Genomic DNA, 12,483 nt, shown 5'->3' on the forward strand with positions numbered 1-12,483 from the left:
TCGGCATGAAGTCAACGAGAGAAATGAGGTCATATTTTGGATTACCGTGTGATTAAAGAGAACAATCTGTTTCTGATTACCGATGTAAACGGAGATATAAATCCCGAGACGGGACACGGCTTGTATACTTCCGACACGCGGTTTTTAAGCCGTTTCGAGATCGGAATCAACGGGGAGAAGCCCATCCTGCTTTCGTCGGCCGCGGATGAGAATTACATTGCGGTCATCCGGCTTACGAATCCGCATATGGAGCGGGACGGAGAGCTTATTTTATGGAGAGAATCGGTCGAAATCGAAAGAAAGCGCTTTATATACGATGAATCTCTATACGAAACGTTTCGGATCACCAGTTACTATCCGAAGGCTGTTGAATTTGTTTTTTCCGTGGCGATGGATGCCGATTTTACAGACATGTTTGTGGTCCGCGGGTTCCAATACGGAGAAATCGGGCACAAAACCGGCGACAGTTTCTCTTCGAACGGCCGGGTCATCACTTACCGGGGAGCGGACAATGTGGACCGGGAAACCCGGATTGGCTGGCAAGGCCCGGCACATACGGTGGATGGCGATGGACGTCTGCATTTTCCCGTCAAGCTTAACCACGGGGAATCCTGTGAAATCGCCTTTACCGTGAGTCCTTCGATTAACGGCGAACAGCCCCAGCTCCACGATCCGCTGGAAGCGATGGGGAAGCTGGACGCGTCTTATGCGGAGTGGAACGGCGGAAGCACCGGCGTGCGCAGCGACCTTCCGGCCTTCGACAAGCTGTACGGCCGGAGTGTCCAGGACCTGCGCGTCCTGCTGACGGACGTGGGCCACGGGCCGTTTCCGGTGGCGGGCCTGCCGCTGTTCGCGGTTCCGTTCGGACGCGACAGCTTGATCGCGGCGCTTCAGATGCTGCCGCTTAATCCGGCCATCGCGAAGGGAACGCTGCTGACGATGGCTTCCTACCAGGGGACGAAGGAAGACGAGTGGCGTGACGAGCAGCCGGGCAAAATCATGCACGAGATCCGCTACGGCGAGCTGGCGGGAACGAACCAAGTACCGTTTACGCCGTATTACGGCACGATCGACGCCACGCCCCTGTTTCTGCTGCTAGCGGCGGAATACTTCAACTGGACCGAAGATACATCGCTCATCGAAGAGCTGATGCCGCATATCGAGGCGGCGCTGGAATGGGTGGATTCCTATGGAGACGAGGATGGCGACGGCTTCGTAGAATACGTCCAGAAATCGTCCAAAGGCATAGCGAATCAAGGCTGGAAAGACTCGGCGGATTCCGTAGTCCATGCCGACGGGGAGTATGCAAAGGCTCCGATTGCGCTGGTGGAGGTACAGGGGTATGTGTACCAGGCAAAGACGCGTCTGGCTCCTTTGTTCCGCGCGCTTGGCCGGGAGGCCGGGGCGGAGCGGCTGGAAGCGCAGGCCGCTGAGCTTAAAGAGCGCTTCGAGCGCGAATTCTGGATGGACGACGAGCAGTTCTACGCGATCGCGCTGGACGGAGCGAAGAGCCGGGTGCACTCCGTGACTTCCAATGCCGGTCACATCCTGATGAGCGGCATAGCTTCGGAAGCAAGAGCGGCAGCGGTTGCGAAGCGGCTTGTGGCGGCCGACATGTTCAGCGGCTACGGCATCCGCACGATGAGCACGGGGGCGGCGGGCTACAACCCGATGAGCTATCATGACGGCAGCGTCTGGCCGCACGATAACTCCCTCTGCCTGCTCGGCATGAGCCGAAGCGGCTATCGGGAGGAAGCGCTCACCGTCATGCAGGGGCTGCTGAAAGCCTCGCAGGCTTTCGAGTACGCCCGCCTGCCGGAGCTGTTCTGCGGCTATGACGACTCGCTCGGATACCCGGTGAAGTATCCGGTCGCCTGTTCGCCGCAGGCCTGGGCAGCGGGCACCTCGCTGACGTTCGTGCAGGCGATGCTCGGTATCGTGCCGGATGCGCTGAAACGGCGCGTGACGCTGAAACCGGCGCTTCTGCCGGACATGAGCGAGCTGGAGGTGGACCGGCTGCGAATCGGCGGCGGTCGCCTGCACCTGCTGCTGAAGCGGGATGCGAGAACAGGCCGCGTGGATGTGAGCGTGCTGGGCAACGATACGGGCTACGAGCTGGAAATCTTGTAAAACGAATAGGACCGGCAACTGCCGAAGGGAATGTCCTGCACGACAGAGCGGCTTCAGCGGCACGAAGAAGCGCTGTAACGAAACCTTTTGCGGGCAGCTCCCTTCGATTGAATAAATCCGATGAATACATGCCTACAGATATTTTTAGGGAGGTTTATAGTTTATGATGAAAAAATCTTTCGCAACCTTAACGTCCGTGCTCCTCGGCTCCGTCGTCGTACTTTCCGCCTGCGGCAGCGGCGAGTCTTCCACGGGAACGCCCGCACCGGGCGGAACGCCGTCCGGCGGCGCTTCCGGCGAGAAAGTAACCGTTACCTTGGCCGGCTGGACGTCCAGCGCGGACGAGAAAGAGCTTTTGCAGCAGACTCTAAATGAGTTCGAAAAGAAAAATCCGAACATCAAAGTCAACTACGAGGTTATCGCGGACCAGTATATGGACGTCATGAAAACCCGGCTGATCGGCGGAAACGGACCGGACGTGTTCTATCTGGACGCTTTCGAAGCGCCCGGCCTGATCCAGACCGGTGTCGTCGAACCGCTGGACGGCTACGTAACGGCCGATTTCGATACGGCCGACTTCGAGCAGCCGCTTCTCGCGGCTTTCCGGAACGGCGGCAAAACGTACGGCTTCCCGAAGGATTTCTCGACGCTGGCGATGTTTTACAACAAAAAAGATTTTAAAGAAGCGGGCATAGTGAACCCGCCGAAGACGTGGGAAGAGCTTCAGGACGCCGCCAAAAAGCTGACCAAAACCGAAAACGGCAAAGTGGTCCGTTACGGTTTCGGAGCCGCTCCGGAAATCGCCCGCCAAATGTACATGATGAAAGCGTTCGGCGGCCAAGTCTCGGACGACAAAGGCAGCGCGACGTTCGCTTCCCCCGAAGCGCTCAAAGGTCTCCAGCTCGTAACCGATATGCACAATGTCGACAAAACGTCCGGCGAGCCGAAGGAAGTCGGCGCAGGCTGGACCGGCGAAATGTTCGGCCAGGGCAAAGCGTCTATCGTATTCGAAGGCAACTGGGCGATTCCGTTCCTGCAAACCAACTACAAGGACCTTGAATACGGCACGGCAGAGCTTCCGACGGTAAACGGCAAAAAAGGCACGATGGCGTTCCCGGTCGCTTACGTGATGAACAAGGATTCCAAGCAGAAGGACGCTTCCTGGAAGCTGCTCTCCTACCTGACGGGAAAAGAAGGCATGAAAACCTGGACCAGCAAAGGATTCGCGCTTCCGACGCGCAAGTCGGTCGCGGCCGAGCTCGGCTACGACAAGGACCCGCTCCGCGCGGCTATCGTGGCGGGCGCCTCTTACGCTACGCCTTGGGTGGATAAAGCGACCCTGCCGACGATTATGAACAACTTTAACAACCAGTTCATCGAAGCGTATTCGGGCAAGGCGAAGCTGGAGGACGCGATGAAGAAAGCCCAGGATACGGCCAACAAGGAAATCTCGGCCGCCAAGTAAAGCAAGAAGGGAAGAGAGGAGGAGCGGCGATGCTCCTCCTTGCCGCCCTTTAACTTTTCCGCGAAAGGAAGGTAAGGCTCATGACCGTTCACGCGGCCTGGAAACGGAAACTCCGCAACACGGTGACCGGTTATCTGTTTCTGCTTCCCACTCTGCTCGTGCTGGGAACCTTTTTATTTTTGCCGGTCTTTTATTCGATGTATTTATCTGTCCACAAAGTCAGCCTGCTCGGCCAGGTCAGCTACAAGTGGGTGGGGCTCGATAATTTCACGCGTATGGCTCACGACGAGCGGGCCTGGATCGCTTTGAAAAATACGGCTTCGTTCGTGCTTTTCGTCGTGCCGGTCCAGACGGCTTTCGCGATCCTGCTTGCCGTTGTGCTGAACGCCAAACTCAAGTTTAAGAACTTCTTCCGGGTCGTATTTTTCGTGCCGACCGTTACATCCTCAGCGGTTCTGACGCTGATTTTCATGTGGATTTTCAATACGAACGGCCTGCTGAACAAAATCCTGGAGGCTGTCGGCCTGCACGGCTACAACTGGCTGGGGGACCCCGCCGTAGCGCTTAAAGCGATCATGATGATGAACATCTGGTCCACGGCCCCGTTCTTTATGGTCGTGTTCCTGGCGGCGCTTCAGGACATTCCCGACGCGCTGTATGAATCCGCGATGCTTGACGGCGCGGGCAAATGGCGCCAGTTCTGGTCCATTACGCTGCCGCTGCTGAAACCGGCGACCTTTTTTACCGTGGTGATGGGCATTATCGGAACGTTCCAGCTTTTCGACCAGTCGTACATTTTCTCGGCCGGTTCGGGAGGCCCGAATAACTCCACGCTGACGGTTGCGCTTCTCATTTACCAGTACGCGTTCAAAAATCTGGACTTCGGCTACGCCTCCGCGCTTGCGGTCGTCCTGGCGGCCGTCATCCTGATCGTTACGCTGATCCAGCGCAGGCTGTTCACCGAAGACAAAAACTAGGGAGGCGTACTCATGACGACTTCATCATCCAAATTCGTGAAGGTGCTGCTGTACGCCATCTTGTTCGTCTACGCGTGCATTACGCTCATTCCGTTTTTATGGGCGCTCTCTTCGTCCTTCAAGACACTGGGCGAGATCGTGTCGGGCAGCATTAACTTCATACCGAAAAATTTTACCCTGCAAAACTATTACGACATCTTCGTCAAAGAGCCTCTGTTCGGCCGGTGGATGTTAAACAGTGCGCTCGTCGCCGTCATTGCCACGGTCTGCAACATCCTGTTCAATTCCATGGCGGGCTACTCGCTGGCGCGGATCGATTTCTTCGGGAACAAGCTGATGTTCGTGCTCATTCTGGCTGTCCAGATGATTCCGGCGCAGCTGACGATCGTCCCGGCGTATCTGATCATGAAGAACCTGAACCTGCTCAACACCTATTCGTCGCTCACGCTGCCGATGATGGCGAACGCCACGTTCATCTTCATGATGCGCCAGTTCTTCGTCAGCTTTCCGAAGGAGCTGGAGGAGGCGGCGCAGCTCGACGGTCTCAGCCGGTTCGGCATCTTCTTCCGGATCGCGCTCCCGCTGGCCCTTCCGGCCCTGGCCGCCCAGACGATCTTCGTCTTCATGGGCGCCTGGAACGAATTCCTGAAGCCGCTCATGTTCATCTCGGATGCGAAGATGTTCACGCTGACGCTGGGTCTGAACACGTTCAAGGGCCAATACATCAGCAACTGGAACTACATCATGGCGGCGTCCATGGTTTTCACGCTGCCGGCCCTGCTGATTTACGCGGTGTTCAACCGCTTTTTCATCAAAGGCGTCACGTTTACCGGCGGCAAATAACTTTCTTTAAAAGCCTCAGGGACCGAATTTCGATTCGGACCCCGGGGCTTTTTTTGCGCAAAAACGAAAAAAATTTCCTGAATCCTGTAACGAACGGACGCTGTCTGGTACAAATAAGAAGAACGACAAAAGCACGCCCATCGGATGAGGCTTCGGATAAGGGAGGGCGCATGGGGCTTGAAGAGCTTTATCGAGAGATTCAACCGCAAATGTACGCATTTTTCTATGTGAAAACGCAAAGCAGAGAGGCGGCCGAAGACCTGACCCAGGAGGTTTTCTACGAAGCGGTCAAAGGGCACGGCTCTTTCAGGGGAGATTCGACGGTCCGGACCTGGTTGTTCGGAATCGCGAAGTATAAGCTGGGCAAATATTACCGGTCCAAAAAATACGGGCAGGAACTGGCGGCGAAGCTTGCGGCGGAAAGCCGCGAATCCGTCACGCCGGAGAAGCAGGTGCTGGACCGCGAGGACCGCGATATTTTGCTCGAACGGATTTTCCGGCTGGATGAGGTTTCCCAGGAAATCGTCACGCTGCGCATGTATGCCGAGTTGTCTTTCCGGGAGATCGGACACATTATCGGCGCTACCGAAAACAGCGTCCGGGTCAGATTCCACCGGATCAAGCTCCAACTGCACAAAGAGCTGGAGGGATATTATGAACGATAAACATACGGTACGGCACATTATCGAGGATTTGCTGCCGCTTTACGAGGAAGGCCTGCTGAGCGAAGAGACGGCCAGGTGGCTGGAAGCGCAGACCGCGGACGACGCCGATTACGAGAAGCTCGTCCGCTTGTCGGGACAGAGCTTGCCCAAACCGGAACTGCCGGAGCCGACCGAAGACTATGCGAAGATGATGGCGAGGATCAATCGGAAGCTGTCCCTGTACCAGCTGCTGTTTATGGCGATATCGTTCGTGCTGGCCATCCGCACGTCGCTGCTTAACGAAAGCTTCGGCTTTGTTTTGTGGTATGCCGTGCTCGGCTTCGTCACGTATCTGTTTTATAAACAGATGAAAATCGTGTTTTTCCTCTCGTTTGCGCCTGTTTTTCTATGGTCAATAGGAGACAGCATTTATGAGATCGTAAACGGTTCGGGGGACGGGGGAATGGGCGTGTTTGTCTTTTCGCCTTTAGTGGTAGCTGTTGTGACAGCCTCCATTCACTGCCTGTTTGCCTTTGTAGGGAGCTTGATGGGGCTGTTGGCAGTAAAGATCAGAAAGATGGGGGAAGAGTCCGAATGAAGACACATAAGAAGAGAAAGGGCATGTATATCGCCCTGCTGGTGCTGCTTGGCCTGCTTGTCGGTTCGCTGTACAACTCGCTGAACGGGAATCCGCTCAGTAAATGGCTGGCCGGACGCGAGCTGCAGCAGTTTCTGGCGGAGCATTATCCGGAGAAACGGCTGAGGATTGAGAAAGGGTTTTATAACTTCAAATTCAAGAATTACGAGTACCGGGTGAAGGAAATCGGAGCGGAAGCGGACAAAGGGGAGCTGCCGGAATACGAATTTTCTGTAGGAGGCTGGATTCCCCAGGTGAAGGTGGACGGCATCCGGTCCGCCAATCTCGATATGGTTTTGATGGAGCGGCTGAGCGGGGAAGCGGAGGCGGAGCTTCAGGCCGCTTTTGCGCGGCGGGTTCCTGCGGTCCGGGAGGTCACCGTCCAGCTTGAGGTCGTCAAAGGACAGCTGGCGGAGAACGCCGCCTGGACTCCGTCCCTGAAGCTGGATGAACCGCTGTACATCCACGTGGTGACGGATGCGGCGGGCGCTTCCAAGCAGCAGATCGCCGAAGCGGCGGGTGAGATCGCGGCCGTTCTGGATGCCGGAGGGTACGATTACGGGCACGTCACGATTAACGCGAACGTGATGGACGACAAGGCGGGCAAAGACGGCAAAGACGGGTACGGCTATGTAAAATACGTCGCGCGCTTCGATAAGGGCGGGAAAGTGAGCGCGAAGGACGTGGAGGAAGTGACGAAATAGCGGACCCGGATTTGCTTAGGATTTCTACAACCGGCTGTACTGCTGGTTCCGCTGCCGTGTTTGGCGCTGAAATCCCGGAAAAAGCAAGAACGGTCAAAACTCGTCCTGTCTCCCTTGGTATACTGAGTTCACCCGATACGATCCGGTTACAGTTTAAGGGGGAATGAAGTATGTTAAGTGCAGCGATAGGAACAGTAGGAGCTTTTTTTGTGAGTTTGGTACGCGGGGAAATGCCCGCCGGTACTTTGATTTGGATAGGAACGGCCGTTGTATTGGTTATGTTGGGAGAGTTAGTGGAAGCCTGGAAAAAAGGGAGCTTGCGGGAGGAAGGGCCGCATCCGCTTATGCAAGCGGCAAAGGCGGTAGGGATCGCTCTTTTGTCGGTAGCGGTCGTGCTGGGCAAGTTCCTGTTCGTCGGGACTATTCTGGCCAAATCGTTTCCGGTGCTGGGCTTGCCCGAATCCAAAGAAGCTCTCGTCTGGTACGGTTCCGTATCGATCGGAATCACGGTGCTTCTAAGCCCTCTGATCAAGAGGGCGGTGTACGGAGAGGAAGCCGCTCAGCGGATAGGCTGCGCACTGCTGTACGCCCTGCTAACGGCGGCCGGTACGGCCTGGTTGAGCGCGGCGTTTCACGTTCCGGTTCAATTGCCTCTCCAAGGGCATGCGGTGATCGGGCTGCTTATGACGCTTGCGATGTACTTCCTCTTGCTGCTGGAGCGGGAAATGAAGCAGGAAGATGGAAAGCGGGAAGAGCAGGAGACAGTACAGAATCGCAGCAGAAGTGGTTCGGGCACCTCTGTTCGTAAAGGCTCTGTGTAAGGAAGCTTAAACCAAGGAGCTTGGGCACGCAGTGTTTAGATTCCGATCGGGTACAGTAAGAAAGCCAATCTGCTAACTGTCTTAATTATGCAAGAAAAAAGGCCAGTACCGCGGGCATAAGCTCCTCGGTATCGGCCTTTTTTGTCGGTTAATGCCGTCGGAAGCCGTTTTCTGCTGCTCTGAAGCTACGCAATGGTTCACCAGCCTCTGCGGTAAATGACTTTGCCGGCAGCGTCTATGCCTAGAACCTCTTTGATCCCGACTGTGCTGTTCATGTTGACCTGTAAAAAAGTTCTTTTGTCCTTCTCTAGTTTAAGATGGAACAAATCATTTCTGAAATCGGTCATTCTAATTTCATTTATTTTATCATTGGTGCAATAACCCGCCATGACGAAGTAGGGCTTTTTGTCATCTCCTGCCGTTTCTCCGCCTATTTGAAAATTGGTTATTTCCATATCGGAAAGAGATAGAGCCGTTTCCGTACGAATGATTTTCCATGCATTATCCTTAAACGTGAGATAGGACAGCCCCTCGTGGAGTTGATTGTCTTTTGTAAAAAAGAAATAAACAAACGTATCCTCGCCTTCGTGCTTAATCTCTTGAGGTTCAAACTCCGCAAGGATAATCCCTTGGCTTTTTTCCACATCCTGTTTTAAAAGAAGAGTGATTTCGCTCTCTTCCATCCTCTTTTCAATTTTAAAAGGTTGCTTCTCTACGGTTGAACAGGAAATGATCAATAAAAAGAGGGGGAAGATGCTCCATTTAATTAATTTCATTTTGGTTCTCGCTTTCTCATAAACGAACATACCTAATTTTACATTATTAACCAAGAAAATGGTAAAAGAAAAACCGGTACTGTTCCCAGCACCGGCTATATCCTTGAACCTATATGATTTTTTCAATCGCTCCGCTTACTTCATCCCCGAAATCGAATAGTTGTCGATGATATACTTCTGGAAGATCGCGAAGATGATCAGAATCGGTACGACCATGAAGGCCGAACCGGCCATCTGCAAAGCGAAGTTGCTGTCATACTGGCCTTTCAGCAGCGACAAGCCGACGGACAGCGTGTACAGCTTCTCGTCGTTGGCGATAATGAGCGGCCAGAGGAAGCTGTTCCAGCCGGCGATGAAGGTCAGGATCGCCTGCACCGACAGGATCGGCTTGGAGATCGGCAGCACGATCTGAGCGAAGGTGCGCAGCTCGCTGGCGCCGTCAAGCCGGGTCGCTTCCAGCAGTTCGTCCGGAATCGTGGACATGAACTGGCGGAACAGGAAGACGCCGAACGCTCCGACGAGGCCGGGCAGCACGACGCCGACCAGCGTGTTCGTCAGCTCGATGGAGTTCAGGATCAGATACACGGGAATCATCGTGACCTGTCCGGGAATCATCATCGTGGCGAGCACGAGGTAGAAAAGGCCCTCGCGTCCCTTGAAGCGGTATTTGGCGAAGCCGAAGCCCGCCATGGCGTTCAGGAACAGGCCGACGAAGGAGAACAGCACGACGATCAGGGTGTTTTTCAGGTAGACACCGAAATTCATCCGTTCGAACAGGTTTTTGAAATTTTCCATCGTAAACGTCTCGGGAAACAGGGTGGGCGGAATACGCAGCACTTCACTTTCCGGTTTGAACGCCGACAGAATCATCCAAACGAACGGAATGAGGAAGACGATGCCGCCCAAGGCGAGCAGGACAAACACGAGTCCTTGGAAAAAGGGGCTCGATCCCGATGTCCCTGCGCCAGCCGGACGTAATTTTGCAGCTTTTGCAGCCATAAGCTTTTCCTCCGTTCTTTTTACATGTCCGTATCTTTATTCTGAAACCGGAATTGAATGAGCGTAATAATGATGATGGCGACGAACAGGATAAACGAACCCGCCGCGGCGTAACCGAAGTTGCTCAGCTTGAAGCCGTTGTTGTAAATGAACAGAGCCACGGACGTGGTGCCGTCCAGCGGTCCGCCCTGCGTCATGACGAACGGCTCTTCGAAGAATTGCAGCCAGCCGATCATAGTCGTGATGGACACGAAGAAAATGGCGAAACGCAGCATGGGAACCGTAATATGGATCATTTGCTTCCATGTGCTGGCTCCGTCGAGCTGTGCGGCTTCGTAATACGTTTTCGGAATGCCCTGGAGAGCGGCGATGAAAATAATCATGTTCAGACCCACGGCCCGCCACAAGGCGAGGAGGATCAGGGAGATTTTCGCGATCAGGGGATCGGTCAGCCACGGAACCTTATCGAAACCGGCCGATTCCAGCACGTAGTTGAACAGACCGAACGCCGGGTTGTACAAATAGCTCCAGACGACAGCTACCGCGACTACGTTGGTAACGGAAGGGAGGTAGTAAATGACCCGGAATGCTTTGAAAACGCGGGAGGCTCCGTAATTAATCAGCAGCGCGATGCCGAGCGAAAGAATAACAACGCACGGAACCCCGATGATCACGTAAAAAAGCGTATTGGTAATCGATTTAATAAAAATCGGGTCCTGCAGGACGTTGATATAGTTTTTGAAGCCGATGAAATTAATGTTGGAATAATCGGCAAGACCTGCGAGATCCATATCGGTGAAACTGATAATGAGCGCAATAAAGATCGGCAGCAGCGAGAAAACCGTAAGCAGGATCAGAGTCGGCGCAATAAAAAAGTACGGTGCTTTGCTGTTGCTGAAGCCCTTCATCTCATGTCCCTTCTTTCACTGTCGTCCAGCCCGGTAAAAAGGATGGACCGTTAATAGCCGGACCGGCCCCTGCGGGCCGGTCAGCTTCGGGTTATTCCCCGTCCGTGCGGTTACTTGTTCAAAATTTGCTGGGCCTGCTTGTTGAAGGCGTCCAGCTCCGGTTTGACTTCCGCTTGACCGCGGTAGATGCGTTCGAAGCTTTTCAGGTAAGCCTGGGCGATTTCTTCCCAAGGTTTGATCATCGGCATCGGCTCGGAAGCTTTCATCTGCTCGCCGATCACTTTATAGTTCGGATCTTCCTTCAGAACAGGGTCTTCCCAGGCTTTCTTGGTGGCAGGCATCGACTGTGTCATTTCGAGCCATTTCAGCTGGGTTTCCGGCTTGCTCATATAGGCCAGGAATTTCATCGCTTCTTCTTTATGCTCCGTATGCTGGAAAACCGACAAGTTGGAGCCGCCCAGCGCGGAAATGTTGTTTTCTTTCTTCGGAAGGACGGCCGTAGCCCACTTGCCTTTCAGCTCGGGAGCCTTGTCGTTAATGAGCTTAACCATCCACGGGCCGCTGATGAACATCGGCACGATGCCGTCTCCGCTCAAGCCCTGCACAGCGTCGATACCGAGATCCTTCGGCGCTGAGCCGTTCTTGAAGAAGCTGTTGAGATAATCCACGGCTTCAACGAACTGCGGCTGATCGAACAAAGGCTGCTTGCCGTCCAGCAGCTTGGAGCCGTTTTGACGGGCGAACATGAAGGTCAGGGACTGCTCCTTCGGATCGAGCGAGATGCCGTATTTGCCGCTGCCGCGTTTGGTCAGCTTTTGGGCGGCGTCCTGAAGTTCTTCCCACGTTTTCGGCGCCTCGTTATAGCCCGCCTCTTTAAGAAGGTCCGTGCGGTAGTAGAGAACGCGGGTGTCGATGTACCACGGTACGCCTACCGTTTTATCTTCATATTTGGTCGTTTGGATCGAACCCGGATAGAAGTTGTCTTCTTTGATTTCGGGATATTTGTCCGTCATCGGTTTAAGGTCCATCAAAGCGCCCGCCGCCGCGAATTCCGGCATCCAGGTCGTTCCCATTTGCAGAACGTCCGGACCCTTCTTGGAAGCGACCGCCGTCAGCAGCTTGTCGTGAGCCGAGGCCCAAGGCAGCGCCTGCACATTGATTTTGATGTTCGGATTATCCTTCTCGAACTGCTCCGTGATTTTCGGAAGGAATTTCGCTTCTTCGCCCATTCCCCATACATTCAGCGTCACCTTACCTCCGGACTCTCCGCTGCCTTTATCGCTGCCGCCCGCGTTGCTTCCTCCGCAACCCGATAGAACGCTTGTCAAAAGAACCGTAGTCGCAATGCCTGCCGCCCAATTTTTCCGTTTCATACTGTCTGCCTCCCGTAGGAATCCTTATTATGGTGATAGTTTACCCTTAATCGTAAAGGTTAAATGTGAACAGAAAAAACAATCGAAACGTTTCGAAATCATTATAAAACATCCTGGAACCGTATTCAAGTTCTATTTTGAATAAGTGTAAAACGCTTACAAAGCCCTGTTTTCTTAACAATTCCTGTTTGACTTCATTCGAAAAG

12 protein-coding genes are annotated in these 12,483 nt (G+C 54.1%); 8 read left to right on the forward strand and 4 right to left on the reverse strand.

Annotated features, from left to right (window positions below; genetic code table 11):
• Positions 1-36: 36 nt before the first annotated feature.
• From ABH899_RS18615 to ABH899_RS18650, 8 genes are all read left to right on the forward strand, one after another.
• Positions 37-2,130, forward strand: coding sequence for an amylo-alpha-1,6-glucosidase (locus tag ABH899_RS18615; RefSeq protein WP_369999223.1), 2,094 nt, complete (start codon positions 37-39; stop codon positions 2,128-2,130).
• Between the two features lie 166 nt (positions 2,131-2,296).
• On the forward strand, positions 2,297-3,595 hold the full coding sequence (locus tag ABH899_RS18620) for an ABC transporter substrate-binding protein (RefSeq protein WP_369999744.1): 1,299 nt from the start codon (positions 2,297-2,299) through the stop codon (positions 3,593-3,595).
• Positions 3,596-3,675: 80 nt separating this feature from the next.
• Complete coding sequence (locus ABH899_RS18625; RefSeq protein WP_009675340.1) at positions 3,676-4,572, forward strand: carbohydrate ABC transporter permease; 897 nt, start codon at positions 3,676-3,678, stop codon at positions 4,570-4,572.
• 12 nt (positions 4,573-4,584) lie between these two features.
• Positions 4,585-5,415, forward strand: coding sequence for a carbohydrate ABC transporter permease (locus tag ABH899_RS18630; RefSeq protein WP_009675326.1), 831 nt, complete (start codon positions 4,585-4,587; stop codon positions 5,413-5,415).
• 170 nt (positions 5,416-5,585) lie between these two features.
• Positions 5,586-6,080 carry an RNA polymerase sigma factor gene (locus ABH899_RS18635; RefSeq protein ID WP_009675339.1) on the forward strand — a complete coding sequence of 165 codons (495 nt, stop codon included), beginning with the start codon at positions 5,586-5,588 and terminating at the stop codon, positions 6,078-6,080.
• Positions 6,070-6,657 (forward strand): anti-sigma factor, encoded by a 588-nt coding sequence (locus ABH899_RS18640; RefSeq protein WP_369999226.1) that lies wholly within the window; start codon positions 6,070-6,072, stop codon positions 6,655-6,657. The genes ABH899_RS18635 and ABH899_RS18640 overlap by 11 nt, the downstream gene beginning before the upstream one ends.
• On the forward strand, positions 6,654-7,400 hold the full coding sequence (locus tag ABH899_RS18645; RefSeq protein WP_369999228.1) for a YfjL-like protein: 747 nt from the start codon (positions 6,654-6,656) through the stop codon (positions 7,398-7,400). Before ABH899_RS18640 ends, ABH899_RS18645 begins: the two co-directional genes overlap by 4 nt.
• Before the next feature lie 209 nt (positions 7,401-7,609).
• Positions 7,610-8,221: a hypothetical protein gene (locus tag ABH899_RS18650; protein ID WP_369999231.1), complete on the forward strand. Its 612-nt coding sequence runs from the start codon at positions 7,610-7,612 to the stop codon at positions 8,219-8,221.
• 197 nt (positions 8,222-8,418) lie between these two features.
• On the opposite strand, the gene ABH899_RS18655 is transcribed toward ABH899_RS18650, so the two are convergent.
• The 4 genes from ABH899_RS18655 to ABH899_RS18670 form a co-directional block, all read right to left on the reverse strand.
• Entirely contained in the window at positions 8,419-9,123 is a 705-nt protein-coding gene (locus ABH899_RS18655; protein ID WP_369999233.1) for a hypothetical protein, read from the reverse strand.
• A 9-nt stretch (positions 9,124-9,132) separates the two neighbouring features.
• Entirely contained in the window at positions 9,133-9,996 is an 864-nt protein-coding gene (locus tag ABH899_RS18660; RefSeq protein WP_009675348.1) for a carbohydrate ABC transporter permease, read from the reverse strand.
• Between the two features lie 20 nt (positions 9,997-10,016).
• A complete protein-coding gene (locus ABH899_RS18665) occupies positions 10,017-10,904 on the reverse strand; it encodes a carbohydrate ABC transporter permease (protein WP_369999235.1) in 888 nt (295 codons plus the stop codon).
• 110 nt (positions 10,905-11,014) lie between these two features.
• Positions 11,015-12,277 (reverse strand): sugar ABC transporter substrate-binding protein, encoded by a 1,263-nt coding sequence (locus ABH899_RS18670; protein ID WP_369999237.1) that lies wholly within the window; start codon positions 12,275-12,277, stop codon positions 11,015-11,017.
• Positions 12,278-12,483: the final 206 nt, after the last annotated feature.

This window comes from Paenibacillus sp. RC84, from assembly GCF_041260495.1.
Lineage (GTDB): Bacteria > Bacillota > Bacilli > Paenibacillales > NBRC-103111 > Paenibacillus_F.

Coding starts and splice junctions, on each gene's coding strand:
- ABH899_RS18620 (WP_369999744.1), top strand. CDS start 2,297: ATGAAAAAATCTTTCGCAACCTTAACGTCCGTGCTCCTCGGCTCCGTC.
- ABH899_RS18625 (WP_009675340.1), top strand. CDS start 3,676: ATGACCGTTCACGCGGCCTGGAAACGGAAACTCCGCAACACGGTGACC.
- ABH899_RS18630 (WP_009675326.1), top strand. CDS start 4,585: ATGACGACTTCATCATCCAAATTCGTGAAGGTGCTGCTGTACGCCATC.
- ABH899_RS18635 (WP_009675339.1), top strand. CDS start 5,586: ATGGGGCTTGAAGAGCTTTATCGAGAGATTCAACCGCAAATGTACGCA.
- ABH899_RS18640 (WP_369999226.1), top strand. CDS start 6,070: ATGAACGATAAACATACGGTACGGCACATTATCGAGGATTTGCTGCCG.
- ABH899_RS18645 (WP_369999228.1), top strand. CDS start 6,654: ATGAAGACACATAAGAAGAGAAAGGGCATGTATATCGCCCTGCTGGTG.
- ABH899_RS18660 (WP_009675348.1), bottom strand. CDS start 9,996: ATGGCTGCAAAAGCTGCAAAATTACGTCCGGCTGGCGCAGGGACATCG.
- ABH899_RS18665 (WP_369999235.1), bottom strand. CDS start 10,904: ATGAAGGGCTTCAGCAACAGCAAAGCACCGTACTTTTTTATTGCGCCG.
- ABH899_RS18670 (WP_369999237.1), bottom strand. CDS start 12,277: ATGAAACGGAAAAATTGGGCGGCAGGCATTGCGACTACGGTTCTTTTG.